Raw genomic sequence first — 22,259 nt, forward strand, 5'->3', positions numbered from 1 at the left:
CTGGAAGCATGTCCTCGTCTTCGCCGTCCCAGGAAACTCCGGGCGTCAACCCGCCCGCCGTTCTCGACATCGTGCGCGTGATCGTTCTGATCGGCGCTCTCGCCTCGCTGGCGCTCTGGGGCGCTTTCTCCTGGCCTTTCCCGTGGAACATCGCGGTCGCCATCGGCGCCCCGCTGCTCGTGCTGCTGGCGTGGGCGCTGTTCCTGTCGCCCCGGCCGGTGCTGCGCGTGCACCCCTTCGTGCGCGCACTCGTCGAGCTTGTGATCTACGCGAGCGTCACGGTGGCCTGGTGGTCGATGGGTCAGGTGTGGGTCGGCATCGGCTTCGCCATCGTCGCGATCGCGACCGGACTCGTCGCAGGCCGCCGCGCGCTGGCATGACAGCACACGACACCCCCGTCGTTGCGCAGCTGCGCGCTGCACTCGGTGAGCGTGTCGACACCTCCTCCACCGCACTCGAAGGCGCTCGCGCCGACAAGTCCGGCCAGATCTCTCCCGGCGCACCCCTCGCAGTCGTGCACGCCGAGAGCGTCGCCGACGTCCAGACGACCCTGCGCATCGCGACAACCACCTCGACGCCCGTCGTCACCCGCGGAGCCGGAACGGGACTCGCGGGCGGCGCGAACGCGGGCCCCGGAGAGATCGTCCTCTCCACCCTGCGGATGAACCGCATCCTCGAGATCCGCGCTGACGATCTGCTCGCGGTCGTCGAGCCCGGCATCATCAACGACGACCTCGCGACGGCCCTCGCCGCACAAGGGCTCTGGTGGGCCCCTGATCCCGCGAGTCGCCAGATTTCGACCGTCGGTGGCAACATCGCCACGGGCGCGGGCGGACTGCTCTGCGCGAAGTACGGCGTCGTCCGTGATGCCGTGCTGGGCGTCGATCTCGTCCTCGCTGACGGGCGCCTGGTCCATCTCGGTCACCGCAGCGTGAAAGGCGTCACCGGGCTCGACCTGACGTCGCTGGTGATCGGGTCCGAGGGCACCCTGGGCGTCATCGTCGGCGCGACGCTGAAACTGCGCCGTGCGATCCCCGGCACCGTCTGCACCCTCACAGCGACCTTCCCGACAGTGCGCGCCGCTGCCGTGGCATCCGCGGCCGTCACCTCCGCCGGCATCCAGCCGGCGATCATGGAGCTCATGGATGCGACGAGCCTCGCAGCCGTCCATCGCCTCCTTCGCCTCCCCGAGGCCACGCCCGGTGCGGCGCAGCTCACGATCCAGACCGACGACCCCGCAGCGTCAGGCGAGGCCGACCAGATCGCCGCGGTTCTGCGTGCGTCTGGCGGAAGCGTCACCCTCACTCACGACCGTGAAGAGGGCGAACGGCTGCTCGCCGTGCGTCGCTCCATGCACGCCGCGATGGCCTCACTCGGCAACACGCTCATCGAAGACGTCTCCGTTCCCCGCAGCGCTCTCCCCGCGATGTTCGACGAGATCGCCCGGATCGAGACACAGCACGGCCTCACGATCCCGACGATCGCGCACGCCGGAGATGGCAATCTGCACCCCAACTTCATCTTCGACGGCGACAGCGTCCCCGATGCCATCTGGCGGGCCGCAGACGACCTGTTCCGCGCCGCGATCCGCCTCGGCGGAACGCTGACCGGGGAACATGGGATCGGGATGCTGAAGAGCCGCTGGCTGGCCGAAGAACTCGGTCAGGACCAGTGGGAGCTGCAGCGCCAGATCGTCCGCGTCTTCGACCCCGCAGGAATCCTCAACCCCGGGAAGGTTTTCGTGGGAGCATCACATGCCTGACATCCACGTCTCCGCAGCCATCATCCGTGATGCGACGGGCCGTGTGCTCGTGGTGCGCAAGAACGGGACGACGCGCTTCATGCAGCCGGGCGGCAAGCCCGAGGCCGGCGAGACCGCCGCTGAGACCCTGGTGCGTGAACTCCACGAGGAGCTCGGCCTCGTCTGTGCCGTCGAAGACCTCACCCCGCTGGGCGTCTTCATCTCCGCCGCCGCCAACGAGCCCGGGCACCGGGTGGTCGCGACGGCCTTCTCGATGACCGCCGAGGAGGACGACGTCCAGGTCCAGGCTGAGATCGCGGAGTTGCGATGGATCACGCCGACCGACGCGCGCACGCTGCCGCTGGCCCCGCTCAGCGAAGAGCACCTGCTGCCGATCGCCTGGGGCTGACCCGATACCGGTGTCGAAACGACGCTGGCCCCTCCGTGAAGGAGAGGCCAGCGGAAAGTCAGTAGTGGCGGATCAGATGCCCTGCCACGCAGGCTTGTTGTCGTAGGAGTAGCGGTAGTAGTCGGCCAGCTTGAGCTGCGATGCCGCCGCCTCGTCGACGACGACCGTCACGTGTGGGTGCAGCTGCACGGCGGAAGCCGGCATGAAGGCAGACATCGGGCCTTCGACGGCCTCGGCGACCGCACGGGCCTTCCCCTCACCGAAGGCGAGCAGCACCAGGTGGCGCGCCTCGAGAATCGTGCCGAGACCCTGCGTGATGCAGTGACGGGGCACGTCGTCGATCGAGTCGAAGAAGCGGGCGTTGTCTTCGCGGGTGCGCTCGGTGAGCGTCTTGACGCGGGTCTGCGACGCGAACGACGAGCCAGGCTCGTTGAAGCCGATGTGACCGTCGGTGCCGATGCCGAGAATCTGCAGGTCGATGCCGCCGGCGGCCTTGATCTTGGCCTCGTAGTCATCGCCCGCGTGCTCGATGCCGTCGACGGCTCCGTTGGGCACGTGAACCAGCTCGGGGGTCAGGCCGAGAGGCTCGACGACCTCGCGGCTGATGACAGAGCGGTAGCTCTCGGGGTGCGCCGGGTCGATGCCGACGTACTCGTCCAGCGCGAATGCGCGCACCTTCGAGACGTCCTGATCCGCGAGACGCGTGCGCAGTGCCGCATAGACCGGGAGCGGCGTCGAGCCCGTGGCGAGACCGAGCACCGTGTCCGGACGTGAGGCGATCAATCGTGCGATCTCATCCGCGACCAGCGCGCCAGCCTTCTCCGCGTTCTCGACGATGACGATCTCAGCCATTGATCATTGCTCCCTGTTCTCGATGTGCTGCGCCCACAAGAGCCGCACCCAGCGCTGCCGCCGGTGATCCGGCCGGCAGAAGTTCAATCCTCTCATCAAGACGCAGCGACCGCATGAACGCGGAGGTCTCGGCTTCCTGACGCAGCTCGGCGACGATGTCGTCACGCAGTCGGTCTCCCAGTGAGGTGAGACCACCGCCGAAGACGACCGTCTCGACGTCCGCGCTGAGGACGAGGATGCGCACCGCTGCTGCCGCACCACGGGCGATCCCCTGACGCAGAGCGACGGCCTCCACATCGCCCTGCTCTGCCGCATCGAAGATGTCGAGGATCGGAAGAGCGCCGGGGCGACCCCACGCACGGGCGACAGCGCCGCCGCCGCAGAACGTCTCCACACAGCCGCGCTGGCCGCATCCGCAGACACGCCCGTTCGGGTCGACCGAGATGTGTCCGACCTCGCCGGCGATGCCGCGCGAACCGCGCCACAGCTTGCCGTCGACGACGATGCCTGCCGCCACTCCGGTGCCGAGGTTCAGATATGCCATCGAGCGTGCGTCACCACGCAGCGCTCCCGCGCCCAGGGCCGCGGCCTTCACATCGTTCTCGACCGCGAAGGGCACGTCGATGACACGGCGTGCGGCGTCGACGAGGTCCAGAGATTCCACCCCGAGGTTGACCGCGTGGAGCACGCGCCCGGCGTGGGCGTCGACCAGGCCGGGGATGCCCACACCAACAGATTCGATCGCGCTCTCTTCGAACGACGCCTCCTGGCGCAGCGCGGTGATCGCGTCCAGAATCGTCGTGATGACAGCATCCGCGCCCCACCCCGTGGGAATGCGGATACGACCGGCAATCGTGCCGTCAGCGTCTACAGCAACGGCATCAGTCTTCGTGCCGCCGACATCCAGTCCAAGCTTCATTGACCGGGTGTCCTCCTCGTCGCCGGCCCCGGAGGGACGGCCATCAGTTCGTGCCCACGCAGAAAGAGCGGGCAATGTCAGATCGCACCCGTGCGGGTGCGATCCAGAAAAATCATGTGGCGTCACGCGGACGCAGAGATGTGTCACGCCCCCGGGGCGTCACGAAACCCCCAGTTCACCTGAGAGCACCATCACGGCGGCACCACGCAGCACGATGTCGTCTTGCGTGGTCATGCGAACGATCAGGTCATCGAAGACGCGTTCCAGCGTGCGCGCGAGCACCGTGGTTCCCGCGGCATCCAGCAGAACACCGTCGTAGAGATCGGGGGCTCCGGAAAGCACGATCTCGGAAAGATCGAGTGCGGCGACGATCGGCGCGACGGCGATCGCCAGACGCGTTCCCGCGTCGCGCAGGACATTCTCGCGGCTCTCGTCGTCTTCGCAGGCAGCGAGGCGCTCGCGCAACCGGGTCTCCCCCAGCCACGCCTCCAAGCAGCCTTCCTTTCCGCAGACGCAGAGCGGGCCGCCGTCGGTGCCGACCACGACGTGTCCGATCTCACCCGCGGCAAAACGGCTGCCGACCATCGGCTGGCTGCCGGAGATGAGTCCGGCACCGACACCGCGTGCGATCTTGATGAGCAGAAGATCAGACTTCGCCGCGCCGAACGTGTACTCCGCCAGCACCGCCGCATTGGCGTCGTTGCGCACGAGCACAGGAAGGTCGAGCTCAGCGCCGAGCAGTCTCTGGAGCGGGAAGTCGCTCCACCCGAGGTTCGGGGAGCTGACGACCATGCCGTCAGGGCGCACGATACCCGGAGCGCCGACGCCGACGCCGAGGATCGGGCGCTCAGCGGCCGCGACGAGCTGTGCGGCCAGCTCCCGGATCGCGTTGTAGACGGCCGTGCCGTCGACCGCGGCGGGGCGCGGAACGGTTCGTCGCTCCAGTACCTCGCCATCGAGGCTCAACACGGCGCCCTCGAACGTCTGATGCCCAGACAGGTCGATCCCGAGGATCTGGTGTCCTTGACGATCGATGTCGATGAGGATCGGCGGCTTGCCGGGACCTGTGGTCTCGCGCACGCCCTTCTCGATGACGATGCCGTCGACGATGAACTCGGCGATCAGATCGGAGATCGTCACGCGAGTGAGACTGGTCTCACGAGACAGGTCAGCGCGGCTCATCGCACCGGAGTGGTAGAGCGTCTGCAGGACGAGCGCACGGTTGTGTCCGCGTGCGTGTTCGGGAAGAACCTTGCCTCGCGTGCGCAGGTGTCGCGCTGGTCCGAAGGCATGCCGATCACCGCCGGCATACTCGGCCGGCGCGGTGCGACGGTGCTCATCCGATACGGACATGTTTGTTAGTAGACCTTACGAACAAAATTTGCGCAAGCCTGAACGGCCCGTTGCCGACCAGGTTTATCAAAACGTTACTTGATTGCAACGCTCCTGGCGACTACCGCCGAATATTGGCGACCAGGCCTTCCACGATCGCTTCACGCTGCGCGACGGTCATGGGCTTTCCGGGTACCCCCGGACGACGCTGTTCGGGCAGCGGACCGTCCATACGACGATACGCCACCCCCGCCGCCGCAAGGCGACGCAGGTACACCGGAAGACGGCGCTCGAAGTCGTCGATCGCACCCGGCACACCACCGGCCCAGAGGCGTTCCGCCGTCGCCGCGAGGCGCGGGAAGATCGCATAGTCGACACGGTCGCGCGTGGGCAGATGCTCGGTCCAGACATTCGCCTGGCCACCGTCGACCTCCGCCGGAAGCGTCAGCGTGTAGGCGTGCGCGATCGTGAGCGGCGGGCCCACCTGAGACGGCTCGTCCTCGATGTCCTCCTGGCGATAGTCGAAGTAGACCTCCAGATCGGGGCAGGCGATCACGGGGATGCCTCGGGCAATGGCCTCGGCGAGCGCGACAGGTCCGCGCCATGCCATGATCCGGGTTCCCTCGGGCACCTCCCCCTCCAGGACCTCGTCCCAGGCCAGCGGGATGCGTCCGCGGGAGCGCACGTGGGCGACGAAATGCCGCGTGAACCACGGTTGGATCTCGTGCACGTCCTGCATGCCGAGCTCATCCATGCGCATGGCAGCCTGCGCGCTCTGCGCCCAGTCGTCTGTCGGCACCTCGTCGCCGCCGATCCCGATCCACGGCGAGTCGAAGGCCTCGCAGAGCGCATCGATCGCCGCATATCCGAAAGCGAGGGACTGCTCTGTGGGGGCGAGCGTGCGGATGTTGACGCCGAAGCGCTCCCAGGCCCCCGTCGGCGGCTCCTGCGCGTCCAGATTGCCGAGCTCCGGGTAGGCCGCGAGCGCGGCCTGCACGTGACCGGGAAGCTCGACCTCGGGGACGAGAGTGATGTAGCGGGCGGAAGCGTATGCGACGAGTTCGCGCAGCTCGTCCTTCGTGTAGTACCCCTCGTGAAGGCCGGGCTCGACCGTCGAATGCACCCCGTGGCCGCGCTGGGTCGCCTCCCGTCGCGCGCCGATCTCGGTCAGGCGCGGGAAGCCGGGCACCTCGAAACGCCACCCCTGGTCATCGCTCAGGTGCAGGTGCAGCACGGTGAGGTGATGATCAGCCAACAGGTCGATGAGCCGGCGCACGTCGGCTGCCGGACGGAAGTGTCGCGCCACGTCGAGCATCAGCCCGCGCCAGGCGTACGCGGGCGCCCCGCTCCATTCGCCCACCGGCAGCACGCCGCGCAGGCCCGTCTCGGGGGCGGCGAGCTGGCGCAGCACCGTGAACGCCCGGAACACGCCGATCGGGGCTGCGCCCTCGAGCACGATGCCGTCCGGTGCGATCCGCACACGGAACGCTTCCTCCGCCACACGCCCGCCGTCAGCCGCATCGACTCCCAGCGCGGGATCGATCCTCAGGGTGATCGAGACGCCCTCTTCTTCGTCACCGTCGACGGCGGCAACCTCGAGCGCCTCCGTGAGGAGTTCGCGGATGCCGCCGAGTTCGTCGGGTGCGTGGACGGTCGTGCCGATTCGGAGGACGGCACCATCGGGGTCCACGGACGCCTGCATGAGCGGCAGTGTCGCGCGGTGCGCCGGCGGAGGCATCCGCAATGCACGTCCCGGCAATGCACGTCCCGGCGTTGCGCCCGTCGCCGCCCCGTCCCGAACGACGACCTCGCCCGAGACGAGAACCTCGACGACGCCCTCGGGCGCGCTGCGAGGCGCATCGAATGTGGCTCCCGCAGCGATCGTCTCAGGATCGAACAGGACGAGATCCGCCGTGGCTCCCACCCGGATCACACCGCGCGGAGCGTCTCCCCTGTGCAACCCGAGCCGCTCGGCGGGCGTGCCGGAGAGGTGCCGGATCGCCTCCTCCAGGCTCAGCACGCCGAGGTCGCGCACATAGTGACCGAGGTAGCGCGGAAAGGTGCCGAAACCGCGCGGGTGCGGCTTGGATCCGATCAGGATGCCGTCGCTGCCGCCGCAGTGGCGCGGATGCCGCATGATGGCGCGCACGTTGTTCTCATCTCCGATGTGCATGAGGATCCCGGTCGCCCCGCCATCCGCGAGGATCGTGTCGAGGACGACATCGATCGGCCGCGCGCCCCGCCCCTCAGCGATCTCGGAGATCCGTCGCCCGACCAGCGGCTCCAGCTCTGGCACCGAGACGCCCGAGATCTCGATCGTCGACCAGTCCGCGGGCTCGCCGTGGAAGCCATCGCAGCCGAGCTCGTCCACCTCGACGCGCACGCGCTCGCGCCCGTCCGCATCGAGCGCGGCGATCGCCTGCAGCAGGTCTCCGCCCTCCGCAAGATGGCTCGGCAGCAGAGCGGTCAGTGTCGTCGCGCCGGGTAGGTAGGGGTAGGTGTCAAGCGTCACGTCGACACCGCCCGCGATCGCCGCATCCACCAGCGCGAGCAGCTCATCCGCCCGCCCACGATTGGGCAGGAAGTTCATGGTCGCGTGTGTCAGGTGGATCGGGCAACCGGTGCGGCGGCCGATCTCGATCGCCTCCGCGTACGCATCGAGCGCCGCGCCGCCGTAGCTGCGGGTATGCGGCGCCCAGTAGCCCCCGCGCTCCGCGACGATGCGGCACAGGTACTCGAGCTCGGCCGTCTCTGCGTACATGCCTGGCGTGTAGGTGAGCCCGCTCGACATGCCGAAAGCGCCCTCGTCCAGGGCCGCACCGAGCATCTCGCCCATGCGACGCAGCTCTTCAGCGGTCGCCGGGCGGTTCTCGTGGCCGACGACGCTCATGCGCAGGTTGCCCTGCGGCACGAGGGCCGCGACGTTGCCCGCCGTGCGCTCGTCGATCGCGTCGAGGAACTCTCCCATCGTGCGCCATGCGAACGGCTCAGCGCGGCCGTTCCACCCTGCGATCTGGCCGGCGATCTGCACGGCGGTGACGTCGTCGACCGGTGCGTAGCCGAGGCCGTCCTGACCGATGACCTCGGTCGTGACGCCCTGCAGCAGCTTCGCCGTGTGCGCGGCGCCATCCATCACCGCAAGGTCGCTGTGCGCGTGCATGTCGATGAAGCCTGGCGCGAGCACGAGCCCGGTCGCGTCGATCTCGACGGTGCCCTCGGGCAGACTCTCCAACAGCGGATGCGGCGAGGTGGCAGCATCCGTCTCGGATTCCTCCTCGGCGCGGGCGACGAGCGCGGGATGCACGAGCACGATGCGCGAGCCCTCCACCGCGACGTCCGCGATGATGCGCTCCGCCCCTGTGCCATCGACCACCGTCACCCCGCGGTACACGCGCACGCGCCCTGCGGCGGCGTGCATCGCACTCAGCGCCAGGGTCACCGGCGGCTCGCCGTTCGCCGCGCCGCTGTGATCAGTGATCGGGGTGGTTGCAGACATTGTGGTTCTCCTCGAACGCGACGACGCGCGGCGCAGCAGGGATGTTTCGGTGTTCAGAAGCAGGTCGCGACGGCGCCGATGACGCGCGGGTCCTCGGCATCCGGGTCGTCGATCACGGGAACGACGCGCCACTTGTCGAAGGCCGTGCACGGGTGCGAGAGCCCGAGGCGCACGACATCACCGACGGCGACGCGGCTGTCGTCGGGCAGACGGAGGAACGCGTGCTGGTCGTTGAGGGCCGTGACCTCACCCTCGACAGACTGTGGGATCGGCAGGTCGATATCGAACGGCACGTCACGCCGTCCGGCGTCGAGAAGCGCCAGCCCGGGTTCGGGGTGTGACACGACCCGCGACCAGGCATGCATCGCCGAACGCAGCGGCGCCGTGTCGACGTCGCGCCCGAAAGGACCCATGCGCGTGTAGAAGCCATCGTCGTGGATCTGGAAGGCCCCGGAGCGCAGCACGACGTCGGCAGAGTCGGCGCTCGGCGCGAGCACGGCCGCCGCACGGTCGGGCCATGAGCTTCCGCCCGCGCTGAGGACCGGACGCGCGGTGTCGTCATAGAGCGGCAGAATGCGCGCGTGCAGTTCAACGAGTGTCTGCAGGTACGCGTCGACGGACGCCACGGAGGCATGCGAGCGATCAGGCCCGAAGGGGCCTTCGTAGCCGGTGACTCCCGCGAGGCGCAGACCGGGAGCACGCGTGACCGCGGCGGCGATCTCCTCGCCTTCGGCGACGGTGCGTGCGCCGGTGCGGCCATGCGCACCACCCAGTTCGACGAGCACACCGAGCGGACGCGCGGCACCGTCGAGCGCCGCGGCGAGGATGTCGACCGTCGCCACGGAATCAGCCCAGCAGAGCAGGGTGAGCTCGGGATTCGCGTCCAGGAGTGTGCCGAGATGACGGGCCGCAGCGGCATCGGTGACCGCGTTCGCGATCATGACGCGCGGCACTCCTGCCTCGATCGCGATCGCCGCCTGCCACGGGGTCGCGACGGTGATGCCCCACGCACCGGCATCCAGCAGTCGCTGCCAGAGCGCGGGCGCCATCGTCGTCTTTCCGTGGGGAGCAAGCAGGAGGCCCTGGGCGCGCGCCCAGTCGAAGACGGTGTTCTCGTTGTGCGCGAGCGCAGCCTCGTGCACCGTCAGGATGGGGGTGCTGAACTCGGAGAGGCGCACGTCGGCAGCCGCGACGGCGGAGAGCGGAAGACCGAAGAGGCGCGCAGGGAAGGATTTCGCCCAGGTTCCAAGCGTCGGGTCGGGAATCTGAAGGGTCACACCACCACGCTAGCCGAGCACGGATGCGCGTTCACGCAACCGCTGTTGCAATTGATGCATCACAGTTTCTCGGTCGGGAATCCTGAGTTCTAGGCTGAACGTCATGACCGCAAAGACCCGCGTTTCCACTGACGCCGCCCCCGCCCCCGCCCACACCTTCTCGCAGGGCGTCCGCAAGGGACCCTTCGTTCAGGTTTCCGGCCAGGGCCCCGTCGACCCCGTCACGAACGAGTACCTCTTCCCGGGCGACGTCGCCGCCCAGACCACTCGCACACTCGAGAACGTGAAGGCGATCGTCGAAGCATCCGGCGCCAGCTTCGATGACGTCGTGATGCTGCGTGTGTACCTCACCAAGCGCGAGGACTTCCCCATCATGAACGATGCGTACGGCGCATTCGTCGAGGCGAACATCTCGGCCGGTGGCGTCCTGCCGTCGCGCACGACGGTCTTCACGGGCCTGCCCCGCGAGGAGATGCTCGTCGAGATCGACGGCATCGCCATCGTCGACCCCGCCTGATCGCGATCAAAGGGAGGGCGCGGCGTCGTGACGCCGCGCCCTCCCTTTGTGGTTGTCGGGGTCGCGTCACCCTGTGGACATCGATCAGGCGCGCCCAGAGTGCTGTGCTTTACTGGGCCATCCTCCCTCCCCGATCCCGAGAAGGAATCGCCATGAACCGCCGCATCGCCACCATCGCCCTCGCCTCTGTGGCCCTGCTCGGACTCAGCGGATGCGCGACCCTTGCCCCCAGCGCATCGGGTTCGAACGATGCGGGTGCGGCGAGCGGACCCGATACGCAGACCGTCGCCGAGGCCTGCGCAACCGTCGCCGACAAGGTGTCCGGAGTCGCGAGCTCGTTCCAGACCTTCGACATCAGCACCGCGGCCGATGACCCGCAGGCGACCATCGCCGTCTTCACGGAGGCCGTCGATGCCCTGAAGGCCGCACAGGATGCCGTGGGCAACTCCGAGGTGCGCGAAGCGACGTTGTCGATCCGCGACAGCTTCCAGGCCACCGGAGACACGCTCAAGAAGCTGCTCGTCGACGGTGACGTCACCGCGGTTGCGAACATCGGCACTGTCAGCGGCGAGGTGCGTGCGTCGCTCGAGACCTTCGCGACGCTCTGCAACTCCTGAGTCGCACCCTTATTCCCAGGGATCACCTGCATTTCCGTTGCCCTTCTGTTACCAGGGGTCACGTAGCATGGAATCTGACGTCATATTGGATCCATGGGGGGTGAATCGTGACGGAGAAGGCACCTGTGCCAGACGCACCATCCGAGTCTTCCGGAGCAGCCGCGTCCACGACCGCCGCTTCTCCCGCTGAGGGCGCTCCCTCCGCGGACGAGCGCCCCGTGCAGTGGGCCGAGCGCGAGCCCGTGACCAAGAAGCGTCACATCGGCCTCTGGATCGGACTCGGGATCGGTGCCGCCGCGCTGGCGGCGGGCGCCGCTTCCCTCATCCTGATCGCTCCCGGCACGTCGATCGCCGGCGTCCCTGTGGGCGGGCTCACTCCCGGCGCTGCCGCTGATGCGCTCAGCAACCGCGTCAGCACGGTCGAAGTGACCCTCAATGGCGCCCCGCAGAGTCCCGTTGTCACAGCATCCGAACTCGGTGCATCGATCGACGCCAAGGCACTCGCAGACCAGGCGTTCGCCGAACGCCCCGCGTGGAACCTCGGCGCCTGGTTCGGTGCACCCATCGAGGGGAAGATCTCGGTCGATCCCGAGAAGGCAGAGCCCTTGCTGCGCGATCTTGCGAGCGCGGCCTACGACGACCCGATCGATGCCGGCGTCGAATTCGACGCCACGACGTCGACCTTCATCACGACGCCGGCAGAATCCGGTACCGGCATCGACCTCGACGACCTCACCGCGGCCATCGCGAGTGCCGTCGCAGGCGATTCCTCCGCGGTCTCCTTCGACGCCGTGGCGTCGCGCGTCGAAGCTCCGGTCAGCGATGACGACGCCACCGCGATGGCGAAGAGCATCAACGAGATGCTGGCCGGTCTCGGGTTCTACGTGGGACTGGAGCGCACCGTGCCGGTCGACGCTGCGACCGCCGCCACCTGGATCACCGTCGTCGACAACGACGGAGAACTCGAGATCGAAGCAGACCGCAAGGCCATCAAGGCCGTCGTCGATGCCCTCCCGACAGCCGTCAACCGGGCGCCGGTGAACGCGCAGGTCGTGGTGAACAGCTCCGGCGAGGTGCTGCGCGATGTCACCGCAGGGGTCGCGGGCCGCACGCTCGGTGACATCTCGAAGCTCACCGAGAAGACCGCCGCACAGCTCGAAAAGGGCAACGGCGTCATCGAGCTCCCCGTCACCGAGACACCCTTCACCTCGACCAATCTCGCCCGCGTCATCGACGTCAACCTGAGTGAGCAGCTCGTCTCCGTGATCGAGAACGGCACCGTCATCGACTCCTGGTACGTCTCTTCAGGACGAGGCGAGTTCGCGACCCGCACCGGCTCGTTCGAGGTCGGCTGGAAGACGCCGAGCCAGAACATGGGCGACCAGGATCTCACCAAGTCACCGTTCTACTACCAGCCCGACGTGAAGTGGGTCATGTACTTCAACGGCGATGAGGCTTTCCATGGCGTGTACTGGCACTCCAACTGGGGAACCCCGATGAGCCACGGCTGCGTCGGCATGCCCGAGTGGCGCGCACAGTGGCTGTACGACTGGGCGCCCGAGGGCGTCGACGTCAACGTCCACTACTGAGCCTGAGGCGACGCGCCGTCGAGCCCACCTCCCCGCGCTGACGTGCGTGTGGCCGGGCCCTTCTCTGCGAGCGGTCGCAGAAACTCCGCGGCGGCGCGCCTCGGGGTCAGAGTTTTCGGGACCGCGCTGAGGGGCGCGGGACTGCTCGAAGGGCGAAGGCGAAGGTCATCGGCGCACATGGTGCCGAACACGAAAGAGGGGGCGGATGCCGCAGCATCCGCCCCCTTCTCTTGAAGCGATCAGATCGCGTCGATGACCGCGTTCAGCGTGGACGACGGACGCATCGCGGCTGCGACGAGCGCGGTGTCGGGGCGGTAGTAGCCGCCGATCTCCACCGGCGATCCCTGTACGGCGATGAGTTCCGCGACGATCTCCGACTCCTTGGCCGCGAGCGCTTCGGCGATCGGCGCGAAAGCGGCAGCGAGCTCTGCGTCGGCCGTCTGCGCGGCCAGCTCCTTCGCCCAGTAGAGGGCGAGGTAGAAGTGGCTGCCACGGTTGTCGATCGTGCCGAGCTTGCGTCCGGGCGAACGGTCTTCTTCCAGGAAGGTGCCGGTTGCGGCATCCAGCGTGTCTGCCAGCACCTTGGCCTTGGCGTTGCCGGTGCGGTCGGCGACGTGCTCGAACGAAGCTGCCAGTGCGAAGAACTCACCCAGGGAGTCCCAGCGCAGGTAGTTCTCTTCGACGAGCTGCTGCACGTGCTTCGGGGCCGACCCTCCGGCACCGGTCTCGAACAGTCCACCGCCGGCGAGCAGCGGGACGATCGAAAGCATCTTCGCGGACGTTCCGACCTCGAGGATCGGGAACAGGTCGGTCAGGTAGTCGCGCAGCACGTTTCCGGTGACGGAGATCGTGTCGAGGCCCTGACGGATGCGCTCGAGCGAGTAGCGCGTTGCCTGCTCAGGCGCGAGGATCTCGATGGTGAGGCCATCGGTGTCGTGCTCGCCCAGGTACGTCTTGACCTTGCCGATGAGCGAGGCGTCGTGCGCGCGGTTCTCGTCAAGCCAGAACACCGCGGGAGCACCGGTGGCGCGCGCACGCGACACAGCGAGCTTCACCCAGTCACGCACGGCGATGTCCTTCGTCTGCGTGGCACGCCAGATGTCACCCGTGGCGACCTCGTGCTCGAGCACGACCTCGCCTGCGGCGGTGACGACCTGGATGCGGCCAGGAGCGGCGACCTCGAACGTCTTGTCGTGGCTGCCGTACTCCTCCGCCGCCTGCGCCATGAGGCCCACGTTCGGCACGGAGCCGATGGTTGCGGGGTCGAGCGGGCCGTTCTCGATCGTGTCTTCGATCGTGGCCTGGTAGACGCTCGCGTACGAGGAGTCCGGGATGACGGCGAGCGTGTCGGCTTCTCCGCCGTCGGCGCCCCACAGCTTGCCGCCGTTGCGGACGAGCGCAGGCATCGACGCGTCGACGATCACGTCAGAGGGCACGTGCAGGTTCGTGATGCCCTTGTCGGAGTTGACGTACGACAGTCGGGGGCCGTTCTGCATGGCGCGGAAGAACGCTTCGGCGATCGCCTCGCCCCCCTCGACGTCGGCAAGGCCCGAGAGGATCGAGCCGAGACCGTCATTGGCGGTGAGACCTGCGGCCGCGATTGCGGCACCGTGCTCGGCGAACACGTCGGCGAAGTAGGCCTTGACGACGTGGCCGAAGATGATCGGGTCAGAGACCTTCATCATCGTGGCCTTCAGGTGCACCGAGTAGAGCACGTCCTCCGCCTTGGCGACCGCGAGGGTCTCGGCGAGGAAGGCATCGAGCGCGGCGGCCGAGAGGAACGTGGCATCCACGATCTCGCCCGGAAGAACCTTGAGGTTCTCCTTCAGCACCGAGACGGTGCCGTCCGTGGCGACGTGCTGGATCGTCAGGACGTTGTCGCCCTCGGAGATCCAGGACTTCTCATTGGACTTGAAGTCGTCGTGGCCCATCGTCGCGACACGGGTCTTCGACCCCTCGCCGAACGCTTTGTTGCGGTGCGGGTGCTTCTTGGCGTAGTTCTTCACAGCCAGCGGCGCGCGGCGGTCGCTGTTTCCCTCGCGCAGGACCGGGTTCACGGCCGAGCCCTTGATGCGGTCGTAGCGCGCGCGAACATCCTTCTCTTCGAGCGTGGTCGGCTCGTCCGGGAAGTCGGGGATGTCGTAGCCCTGCCCCTGCAGCTCGGCGATCGCGCCCTTCAGCTGCGGAATCGAAGCCGAGATGTTCGGAAGCTTGATGATGTTGGCCTCGGGCAGCGTGGCAAGGCCTCCGAGCTCGGCGAGCGCGTCGCCGACCTGCTGGTCTGCCGTGAGGCGCTGCGGGAAGGCGGCGAGGATGCGACCGGCCAGCGAGATGTCGCGGGTCTCGACCTCGATGCCGGCCTTGCCGGCGTATGCCTGGATGATCGGCAGCAGCGAGGCGGTGGCGAGCGCCGGTGCCTCGTCGGTGTAGGTGTAGATGATGGCGTCGTCGGTCACCGGGAGGTACTCCGTTCACGGGGAAATTTGTCTCGATACCAAGATACCCGAGCCGGAGATTCCGCGCCTGTGCGGGTCGTCAGCCGCGTTTTCCCGCCACTTTTCCGCATCGGGGTTTCCACACACATTCCGTAATGCTGGGTTCGGGTGCCCGGATGGGGTTAGCCTGGGGACATGACAGAACTGCGCCTCGTCGAACTGTCCGCGAAGACCATCGTTGCGGTCAACAACCTGTCCCTGAAGCCAGGGCAGGAGCAGTTCCTCGCGCCCGTGTCGTACGGCATCGCCGCGACCGTGGCCAATCCGCTCACCGTGTGGCAGCGCGTTGTGCTCGACGGCGACGAGGTCGTCGGCTTCGTCAGCGCCAACTTCGATCCGGATGCTCCGGAAGAGCACTTCCGTTCGATCCTGTGGCGGATCAACGTCGACGCCGATGACCAAGGACGCGGTGTCGGCCGGTTCGCGGTCGAGAGCCTCGTCGAGGAAGCCCGCGCACGCGGCTTCCACCACGTCAACGTCATGTACGAGGCCGGCGAAGACGGCCCCGAGATCTTCTTCCATCGGGTCGGCTTCACGCCGATCGGTGAGACGGCATACGCAGAGGTCATCGCTGAGATTCGCGTGACCGACTAAGGCCGGCGGCGGGGCTTCGGATCCCCCCTCCCCCACCGAAGCCTCGTCGCCTTCTCACAGCAGCGCCTCGCGCCGCGTGAGGGGGCACAACAACGGCACTTCCATCGGATGCAGACTCGCATCCCGCGGAAGTGCCGTTGTTCTTGTCTCGTCGCCGACTACGCGAGCGTCTCGCGCCAGGCGGCGTGCAGCTGGGCGAACTTGCCAGTGCCGTTGATCAGCACATCAGGGGCGTCGTCTTCGATGACCCGACCGTGCTCCATCACGAGCACGCGATCGGCGATGGCGACGGTCGACAGGCGGTGCGCGATGATGATCGCGGTCCTGTCGGCGAGCAGCGTCTGCAGCGCATCCTGGATCAACCGCTCCGACGGGATGTCCAGCGAGGCTGTGGCCTCGTCGAGGATCAGCACCGCGGGGTCGGCGAGGAAGGCGCGGGCGAACGAGATCAGCTGACGCTGCCCCGCCGACACCCGGCCACCGCGCTTGTTGACGTCGCTGTTGTAGCCGTCCGGAAGCGCCTCGATGAAAGCATCCGCCCCGACCGCGCGCGCCGCAGCGCGGATCTCCTCCAACGTCGCGTCGGGCTTGCCGAGCGCGATGTTGTCGGCCACCGTGCCGCTGAAGAGGTACGCCTCCTGCGTGACCATGACGATCGCGCGACGCAGATCCTTCGGGTGCAGATCACGCAGGTCGACGCCGTCCAGCGTGACCTTGCCCTTGGAGGGGTCATAGAAGCGCGAGATGAGCTTCGCGAGCGTCGACTTTCCTGCGCCCGTGGTTCCGACGAGCGCGATCGTCTGCCCCGCAGGGATGTCGAGCGAGAAGCTCGGCAGGATCGTGCGCTCATCGGAGTAGCCGAAGGTCACCTCGTCGAAACGCACGTGCCCGCGGGATTCCCAGAGGTCGACGGGCTTCTCCGGGTCCGGAACGGTCGGAACCTCTTCGAGCACACCCGACACCTTCTCCAGCGCGGCGGTTGCCGACTGGTAGGAGTTCAGGAACATCGCGATCTCCTGCATGGGAGCGAAGAAGTTGCGTACGTACAGGACAGCCGCAAGCAGGATGCCGACCTCCAGCCCGTTCGTCATGCGGATGCCACCCCAGAGGACGACGATCGCGAGGGTCAGCGCGGCCACCGCCATGAGACCCGGCTCGAAGGTTCCGAAGAGCAGCATCGAGCGTCGGTTCACATCACGGTAGTCGCCGGCGACCTTCTGGAAGGCCTCGTCGTTGCGCGGCTCCTTGCGGAACGCCTTGACCGCGCGGATGCCCGTCATCGTCTCCACGAACTGCACGATCACCTTCGCGCTGATGACGCGGGACTCGCGGAACACCCGCTGCGACCGCTGGTAGAACCAGCGCATGAGGTACACGAGCGGGATGCCCGCCAGCAGCAGGATCACGCCCGACTGCCAGTCCACGAGGAGCAGCGCGCCCAGCGTGAAGATGCCGAAGAGCACTCCGGAGACGAGCTGGTTGAGACCCCCGTCCAAGAGCTCCCGGATCGAGTCCAGGTCGCTCGTCTGACGAGAGATGATGCGGCCAGAGGTGTAGCTCTCGTGGAACTCGAGGCTGAGGCGCTGCGTGTGCAGGAAGACGCGCTTGCGCAGGTCGATCAGCACGGCCTGCGTGATGCGCGCCGTGAGCACGGCGTACCAGCCGATCAGAGCAGAGCCGAGGAACGCCGCGATCAGGAAGACGACGCCGACGCCGATCGTCTGCGTCCAGTCACCCTCGTCGAGCACCGCAGGCAACGCCTTGTTCAACCCGTAGGCGATGAGGGCGGGGCCTGCGACCTGCATGGCCGTCGCGATGACGAGCACGAGTGCGGTGAGCACGATCTCGGCGCGCAACGGCGTGATGAGCGATCCCAGCAGTCGCAGGGAGCGCTGGCGGATCGAGCGACTCTCCTCCTTGGTGTAGTTGGAGCGGTCCTCACCCTGAGTTCCCGTCACTGTCGCGGTCATGCCTGCACCTCCTCGTCGATGACATCTGCTCTGTCGGTCGTATCCCCATCCATGATCGTGACGATCGGGATGCTGCCGGTGCGCGTGGCCTCTTCTGCTTCCAGACTCGAGATCACGTGCCGGTAGTGCGCGCTCGTGCGCAGCAGCTCGGAGTGCGTGCCCACGGCGGTGATGCGTCCGCGTTCCAGCAGCGCGACGCGGTCAGCGAGCGCCACCGTCGAGGGGCGGTGCGCGACGATCAGCGCCGTGGTCTCGGCGAGCACGTGACGCAGCGCCTCTTCGACGAGTGCCTCGGTGTCGACATCGAGGGCCGAGAGCGGGTCATCGAGCACGAGGACCTTGGGCTTCGCCGCGACAGCGCGCGCGAGCGCGAGGCGCTGACGCTGACCGCCCGAGAGGCTGAGGCCTTCTTCGCCGATCATCGTCTCGACGCCGTCGGGCAGCGTGTCGACGAAGCTCGCCTGCGCGACGTCGAGCGCTTCGCGCAGCACGGCCTCGCCTTCAGCGCTGTGGATGTCGAGGTCAGCACGGCCGAGGAGCACGTTCTCTCGCACGGTGGCAGAGAACAGTGTGGCATCCTCGAAGGCCATCGCAATGTGCCGTCGCAGCTCGGCGAGCGGCAGATCACGCACGTCGATGCCGTCGAGCGTCACGCGACCGCCGGTGACGTCGTACAGACGCGTGGGCAGCGTGGTGAGCGTCGTCTTGCCGGATCCGGTGAGACCGACCAGCGCCATGGTCTCTCCCGGACGCAGGACGAGGTCGATGCCGTCGAGCAGATCGCGCTCGGCGGAGCCCGCATCCTGATAGCGGAAGTGGGCGCCCTCGAAGGCGAGCTCGCCCCGCGGCGCCACGATGTGCGTGGGATTCTGGGGGTCGGTGATCGTGTTGATCGAATCGTAGATCTCGAAGACGCGATCGGTCGCCGTGCGCGCGTCGAGCATGAAGGAGAACAGGAAGCCGATCGACTCGATCGGCCATCGCAGGACCATCGCCATCGCGAAGAACGCGAACAGCTCGGCCGCGTTGATGGCCCCCTGGGAGATCAGCCAGATGCCCGCGACCAGGTTGACCGCAAAGGCGATGTCAGGCATCAGGACAAGCCAGAACCAGATCCAGCCGACCGACCGCGCCTTGTGCATCTCGGTCTCCCGCAGCGTCTCGGCCTGGCGGCTGAAACGACTGAGCGCGTGCTTGCCGCGACCGAATGCCTTCAGCACACGAATGCCGTGCACGCTCTCCTCGACGCTGGTGGCAAGGTCGCCCGCCTGATCCTGGCTCTGCCGCGTGAGCGCGCCGTAGCGCTTCTCGAAGAGGTATCCGGAGATCCACAGCGGCACGGCCGCCACCAGGAAGACCGCACCGAGCAGCCAGTGCCAGCGGAACAGCAGCACGGCGCCGATGATGATCGTCAAGACGTTGACGACGAGCAGGACGAGACCAAAGGCCAGCCAGCGGCGGATGAGACCGATGTCCTGCATCATGCGGCTGAGCAGCTGTCCGGACTGCCAGCGGTCATGGAACGCGACCGGCAGGTTCTGCAGCTGCGAGTAGAGGTGCGTCCGCATCGTGTACTCGACCTGTGTCGCCGGCTTGAGCACGAACTGGCGGCGGAGGTACACCATGAGGGCTTCGCCGAGGCCGAGGCCGAGCACAGCGACGGCTCCCCAGACGATGGCCGTGACCTCGCCGGTGGCGATGGGTCCCTCCAGCACCTCCTGGAGCACGAGCGGGATGCACAGGGCGATCACCGCAGCGGCGAGAGCGCTGAGACCACCGCCGACGAGGCGCCAGGCCGCGGGCCTGACGAAAGGCCCCAGCCGAGAGAGGGCAGCGAAAGTGGACAGCGAAGGAGCAGAGTTCTGAGAAGGAGAATTCATGAGATTTCAGATGCGAAAGCGGTGCATGGAATCATGCGGAAGAGAGCGGCAGGGAAAAGATACACCTGCTCACGGCCACAGAGGCGGGCCGGGGCGTCGAGGTCGGAGCGACCTGCTGCTAGTGGCGCGGAAGCGCAGAAGCCGAGGCGGGGACAGCACGGGTGATCGACGCGATGGTGATCGTGGGCATGGTGTCCTCCTATGACTCGGCGAGATCGGCCAGATGGCGCGACAGCTCACCAGCATATTGCGGCTGCGACCGCGGGCGCAAGCCCGAGTTTCTAGGGCTCGCCATCCGCTCGCGAGGGACAGATGGCGGGAGATCCGCCGGATGGCGGGCGGATACGCCCGGAACGGCGGGAATCCGAAGCATCCGCCCGCCATTCGTCCCGGTATGAGGCGGATGCCGCGGCTCCGTTCATCCGCTCCCTTCTCAGAGCGTGAGAAGGACTCCCGCGTCGACGGCTTCCCGATCAAGGAGTCGCTGCTTCACGTCCACTCCCCAGGCGAACCCGCCGAGCGTGCCGTCGGCGCGGAGCACGCGGTGGCACGGCACGAACAGGGCGGGTGCGTTGCGCGCGCAGATGGATGCGGCGGCGCGCACGGCGCTCGGGCTGCCGAGTTCGACGGCGAACTCGGAGTAGGTGAGCGGGCGCCCCGGGTCGATGCGACGCAGCGCGTCCCACCCCGCCTGCTGCAGCGTCGTGCCGAACTGGTGCACCGCGACGGAGTCGATCGCAGCGAGGTCACCGTCGTAGTACGCGGTCACGGCAGCGGCAGCCTCCGCTTCCCCCTCGCGAACCTCAGCGGGACGATTTGCGGCGGACAGGCGTCCGATGATCGCGGCGTGGTCGGAGGTCCAGCCCGAGGCGAGCACACGCTGGCGGTCGTCGACGAGCAGCGTGAAGAGGCCGTCGGCGGTGGGGATGGTCTGGATGAGCGCGGTCATGACTGCTCCTTTGAGAGACGGGCGGATGCGGCGCGCGGCGCGCGCGGTGGCACGGAGTTCCAGAAGTGGGCGGTGAGATAGCTGCGCCATGGCGCGGCACGGGTGCTCCATGCGGTGAGTCCACGAGGATCGCCGGGCAGGCCGAGGGCAGCCGCGCCGGATCGCACCGCGACGTCTCCGGGCAGAAAGACGTCGGGGTCGCCGATCACGCGCATGCGCACGTAATCGGCGGTCCAGGGTCCGATGCCCGGCATGGCAAGAAGCGCTTCGCGCTGCTGCGCGCCGTCGTCGCCCGTGGTGAGGGTGAGTGAGCCGTCAGCGAGGGCTGCGGCGGCACCCGTGATCGCGCGGATGCGGGCGGCGGGTCCGCGCAGCACCTCGTGGCCACGTTCGGCGATCGCCGCCATCGTCGGGAACAGCAGTCCGTGCTCCGTGCGCTCCCCCAGTTCTTCCGCGAGCCGGGTGAGCGCGGTACGGGCTGCGATCACGGTGATCTGCTGACCGACCATCGCTCTGATCAGCATCTCGTGTGGATCGGCGGAGCCGGGTACGCGGATGCCCGGAGTGCGCACCACCGCGGGAACCAGCTCGGGGTGCACCGAGAGAGCCGCATCGATGGCGGTCGGATCGGCGTCGAGGTCGAACAGACGGCGCGCACGGGCGACGACGCTCGCCAGATCGCCGAGGTCGGTGAGCGTGACGCGCAGGCGCAGTTGCTGGGACGCGTCCTGCGTCACCTCGAACCAGGCGGGACCGCCGGCGAGACGAAGATGGCGGCTGAACGAGCTCGCGGTCGCCTCCTCGACACCGGGCAGCGCACGAGCCTGCATCCAGGCGAAGATGCCGGCAGCGTCAAGTGGCGGACGGTATGGCAGCAGCAGGTCGATGCCGCCCGGGGCCGAACCGGATGCTGCCATGCGCCGCTTCGCGCGCAGCGCCCCGGGGGTCAGGTCGAAGACCTCGCGGACCGTGTCGTTGAACTGACGCACGCTCGCGAACCCTGCGGAGAAGGCGACGTCGGCGATCGGAAGATCGGTGCCGACGAGCAGCATGCGTGCCGTATGCGCCCGCTGTGCCCGCGACAGTGCGAGCGGGCCCGCACCGAGTTCTGCCGTGAGCAGACGCGTGAGATGGCGGGGTGAGTAGCCAAGCCGCGCGGCCAGAGCGGGAACGCCCTCGCGTTCGACCACGCCATCGGCGATGAGGCGCATGGCGCGACCTGCGACATCACCGCGCAGGTTCCAGTCCGGCGAACCGGGAGCCGCTTCAGGCAGGCAGCGCTTGCAGGCACGATAGCCCGCCTCATGCGCCGCCGCGCTCGTCGGGTAGAACGACACGTTCGACGGCTTCGGTGTGCGGGCCGGGCAACTCGGACGACAGTAGATGCCCGTCGAGCTGACGGCCGTGACGAACTGCCCGTCGAAGCGGGTATCGCGCGCGGAGATCGCGCGATACCGCTCATCGAAGGTCATTGCCAGAAGTGCCATGCGTCTAGCCTGACACGGGCCACCGACACTCGCTAGCGGAAAACGGACATGACGGTGAGACACCCAAGGACCGACCAGGCATCAGCCACGCCAGACGCCGAAGGGCCGGACACGCTTACGCATGCCCGGCCCTTC

General features: G+C 67.8%; 17 protein-coding genes. 7 read left to right on the forward strand and 10 right to left on the reverse strand.

The window, feature by feature from the left end:
- The first annotated feature begins 8 nt into the window (after nt 1-8).
- The 3 genes from JOD62_RS03410 to JOD62_RS03420 are packed head-to-tail and all read left to right on the forward strand — an operon-like array spanning nt 9 to nt 2,150.
- On the forward strand, nt 9-380 hold the full coding sequence (locus JOD62_RS03410; protein WP_204937917.1) for a YrdB family protein: 372 nt from the start codon (nt 9-11) through the stop codon (nt 378-380).
- The gene (locus JOD62_RS03415) at nt 377-1,762 is read left to right on the forward strand and encodes an FAD-binding oxidoreductase (RefSeq protein WP_204937918.1); all 1,386 of its coding nucleotides are present in this window, start codon (nt 377-379) and stop codon (nt 1,760-1,762) included. The genes JOD62_RS03410 and JOD62_RS03415 overlap by 4 nt, the downstream gene beginning before the upstream one ends.
- On the forward strand, nt 1,755-2,150 hold the full coding sequence (locus JOD62_RS03420; RefSeq protein WP_204937919.1) for an NUDIX hydrolase: 396 nt from the start codon (nt 1,755-1,757) through the stop codon (nt 2,148-2,150). Before JOD62_RS03415 ends, JOD62_RS03420 begins: the two co-directional genes overlap by 8 nt.
- Nucleotides 2,151-2,222: 72 nt before the next feature.
- Here the strand turns inward: JOD62_RS03420 and nagB are convergent, their stop codons facing one another.
- The 5 genes from nagB to JOD62_RS03445 all read right to left on the reverse strand — a co-directional run bounded on the left by nagB (nt 2,223) and on the right by JOD62_RS03445 (nt 10,026).
- The gene (gene nagB / locus JOD62_RS03425) at nt 2,223-3,002 is read right to left on the reverse strand and encodes a glucosamine-6-phosphate deaminase (protein WP_204937920.1); all 780 of its coding nucleotides are present in this window, start codon (nt 3,000-3,002) and stop codon (nt 2,223-2,225) included.
- A complete protein-coding gene (locus tag JOD62_RS03430) occupies nt 2,995-3,921 on the reverse strand; it encodes an ROK family protein (protein WP_204937921.1) in 927 nt (308 codons plus the stop codon). Before JOD62_RS03430 ends, nagB begins: the two co-directional genes overlap by 8 nt.
- Before the next feature lie 159 nt (nt 3,922-4,080).
- Nucleotides 4,081-5,274 (reverse strand): ROK family protein, encoded by a 1,194-nt coding sequence (locus JOD62_RS03435; protein WP_204937922.1) that lies wholly within the window; start codon nt 5,272-5,274, stop codon nt 4,081-4,083.
- A 100-nt stretch (nt 5,275-5,374) separates the two neighbouring features.
- Nucleotides 5,375-8,671: a family 20 glycosylhydrolase gene (locus tag JOD62_RS03440; protein ID WP_204940042.1), complete on the reverse strand. Its 3,297-nt coding sequence runs from the start codon at nt 8,669-8,671 to the stop codon at nt 5,375-5,377.
- A gap of 131 nt (nt 8,672-8,802) precedes the next feature.
- Nucleotides 8,803-10,026: a type III PLP-dependent enzyme domain-containing protein gene (locus tag JOD62_RS03445; protein ID WP_271171604.1), complete on the reverse strand. Its 1,224-nt coding sequence runs from the start codon at nt 10,024-10,026 to the stop codon at nt 8,803-8,805.
- A gap of 103 nt (nt 10,027-10,129) precedes the next feature.
- On the opposite strand from JOD62_RS03445, the gene JOD62_RS03450 reads away from it, so the two are divergent.
- The 3 genes from JOD62_RS03450 to JOD62_RS03460 all read left to right on the forward strand — a co-directional run bounded on the left by JOD62_RS03450 (nt 10,130) and on the right by JOD62_RS03460 (nt 12,749).
- Nucleotides 10,130-10,543, forward strand: a complete 414-nt coding sequence (locus JOD62_RS03450; protein WP_204937923.1) for a RidA family protein — start codon at nt 10,130-10,132, stop codon at nt 10,541-10,543.
- 152 nt (nt 10,544-10,695) lie between these two features.
- Nucleotides 10,696-11,160, forward strand: coding sequence for a hypothetical protein (locus tag JOD62_RS03455; protein WP_204937924.1), 465 nt, complete (start codon nt 10,696-10,698; stop codon nt 11,158-11,160).
- Nucleotides 11,161-11,285: 125 nt separating this feature from the next.
- On the forward strand, nt 11,286-12,749 hold the full coding sequence (locus tag JOD62_RS03460; protein ID WP_204937925.1) for a L,D-transpeptidase family protein: 1,464 nt from the start codon (nt 11,286-11,288) through the stop codon (nt 12,747-12,749).
- A 239-nt stretch (nt 12,750-12,988) separates the two neighbouring features.
- On the opposite strand, the gene JOD62_RS03465 is transcribed toward JOD62_RS03460, so the two are convergent.
- Nucleotides 12,989-15,205 (reverse strand): NADP-dependent isocitrate dehydrogenase, encoded by a 2,217-nt coding sequence (locus JOD62_RS03465; RefSeq protein WP_204937926.1) that lies wholly within the window; start codon nt 15,203-15,205, stop codon nt 12,989-12,991.
- A 174-nt stretch (nt 15,206-15,379) separates the two neighbouring features.
- Here JOD62_RS03465 and JOD62_RS03470 point away from each other — a divergent pair, with 174 nt between their 5' ends.
- Nucleotides 15,380-15,838 carry a GNAT family N-acetyltransferase gene (locus JOD62_RS03470; protein ID WP_204937927.1) on the forward strand — a complete coding sequence of 153 codons (459 nt, stop codon included), beginning with the start codon at nt 15,380-15,382 and terminating at the stop codon, nt 15,836-15,838.
- A 158-nt stretch (nt 15,839-15,996) separates the two neighbouring features.
- On the opposite strand, the gene JOD62_RS03475 is transcribed toward JOD62_RS03470, so the two are convergent.
- From JOD62_RS03475 to JOD62_RS03490, 4 genes are all read right to left on the reverse strand, one after another.
- On the reverse strand, nt 15,997-17,808 hold the full coding sequence (locus tag JOD62_RS03475; protein WP_204937928.1) for an ABC transporter ATP-binding protein: 1,812 nt from the start codon (nt 17,806-17,808) through the stop codon (nt 15,997-15,999).
- Nucleotides 17,805-19,688, reverse strand: a complete 1,884-nt coding sequence (locus JOD62_RS03480; RefSeq protein WP_204937929.1) for an ABC transporter ATP-binding protein — start codon at nt 19,686-19,688, stop codon at nt 17,805-17,807. The genes JOD62_RS03475 and JOD62_RS03480 overlap by 4 nt, the downstream gene beginning before the upstream one ends.
- A gap of 433 nt (nt 19,689-20,121) precedes the next feature.
- Nucleotides 20,122-20,637: a methylated-DNA--[protein]-cysteine S-methyltransferase gene (locus JOD62_RS03485; RefSeq protein ID WP_204937930.1), complete on the reverse strand. Its 516-nt coding sequence runs from the start codon at nt 20,635-20,637 to the stop codon at nt 20,122-20,124.
- Entirely contained in the window at nt 20,634-22,124 is a 1,491-nt protein-coding gene (locus tag JOD62_RS03490) for a DNA-3-methyladenine glycosylase 2 family protein (RefSeq protein ID WP_271171605.1), read from the reverse strand. Before JOD62_RS03490 ends, JOD62_RS03485 begins: the two co-directional genes overlap by 4 nt.
- Nucleotides 22,125-22,259 lie beyond the last annotated feature (135 nt).

Origin of the sequence: Microbacterium keratanolyticum (genome assembly GCF_016907255.1) — a bacterium.
Taxonomy (GTDB): domain Bacteria; phylum Actinomycetota; class Actinomycetes; order Actinomycetales; family Microbacteriaceae; genus Microbacterium; species Microbacterium keratanolyticum.

Excerpts from the sequence above, each read along its gene's own strand:
- JOD62_RS03410 (WP_204937917.1), top strand. The coding sequence starts at position 9 with ATGTCCTCGTCTTCGCCGTCCCAGGAAACTCCGGGCGTCAACCCGCCC.
- JOD62_RS03415 (WP_204937918.1), top strand. The coding sequence starts at position 377 with ATGACAGCACACGACACCCCCGTCGTTGCGCAGCTGCGCGCTGCACTC.
- JOD62_RS03420 (WP_204937919.1), top strand. The coding sequence starts at position 1,755 with ATGCCTGACATCCACGTCTCCGCAGCCATCATCCGTGATGCGACGGGC.
- nagB (WP_204937920.1), bottom strand. The coding sequence starts at position 3,002 with ATGGCTGAGATCGTCATCGTCGAGAACGCGGAGAAGGCTGGCGCGCTG.
- JOD62_RS03430 (WP_204937921.1), bottom strand. The coding sequence starts at position 3,921 with ATGAAGCTTGGACTGGATGTCGGCGGCACGAAGACTGATGCCGTTGCT.
- JOD62_RS03435 (WP_204937922.1), bottom strand. The coding sequence starts at position 5,274 with ATGTCCGTATCGGATGAGCACCGTCGCACCGCGCCGGCCGAGTATGCC.
- JOD62_RS03440 (WP_204940042.1), bottom strand. The coding sequence starts at position 8,671 with ATGCACGCCGCCGCAGGGCGCGTGCGCGTGTACCGCGGGGTGACGGTG.
- JOD62_RS03450 (WP_204937923.1), top strand. The coding sequence starts at position 10,130 with ATGACCGCAAAGACCCGCGTTTCCACTGACGCCGCCCCCGCCCCCGCC.
- JOD62_RS03455 (WP_204937924.1), top strand. The coding sequence starts at position 10,696 with ATGAACCGCCGCATCGCCACCATCGCCCTCGCCTCTGTGGCCCTGCTC.
- JOD62_RS03470 (WP_204937927.1), top strand. The coding sequence starts at position 15,380 with ATGACAGAACTGCGCCTCGTCGAACTGTCCGCGAAGACCATCGTTGCG.
- JOD62_RS03475 (WP_204937928.1), bottom strand. The coding sequence starts at position 17,808 with ATGACCGCGACAGTGACGGGAACTCAGGGTGAGGACCGCTCCAACTAC.
- JOD62_RS03480 (WP_204937929.1), bottom strand. The coding sequence starts at position 19,688 with ATGAATTCTCCTTCTCAGAACTCTGCTCCTTCGCTGTCCACTTTCGCT.
- JOD62_RS03485 (WP_204937930.1), bottom strand. The coding sequence starts at position 20,637 with ATGACCGCGCTCATCCAGACCATCCCCACCGCCGACGGCCTCTTCACG.
- JOD62_RS03490 (WP_271171605.1), bottom strand. The coding sequence starts at position 22,124 with ATGGCACTTCTGGCAATGACCTTCGATGAGCGGTATCGCGCGATCTCC.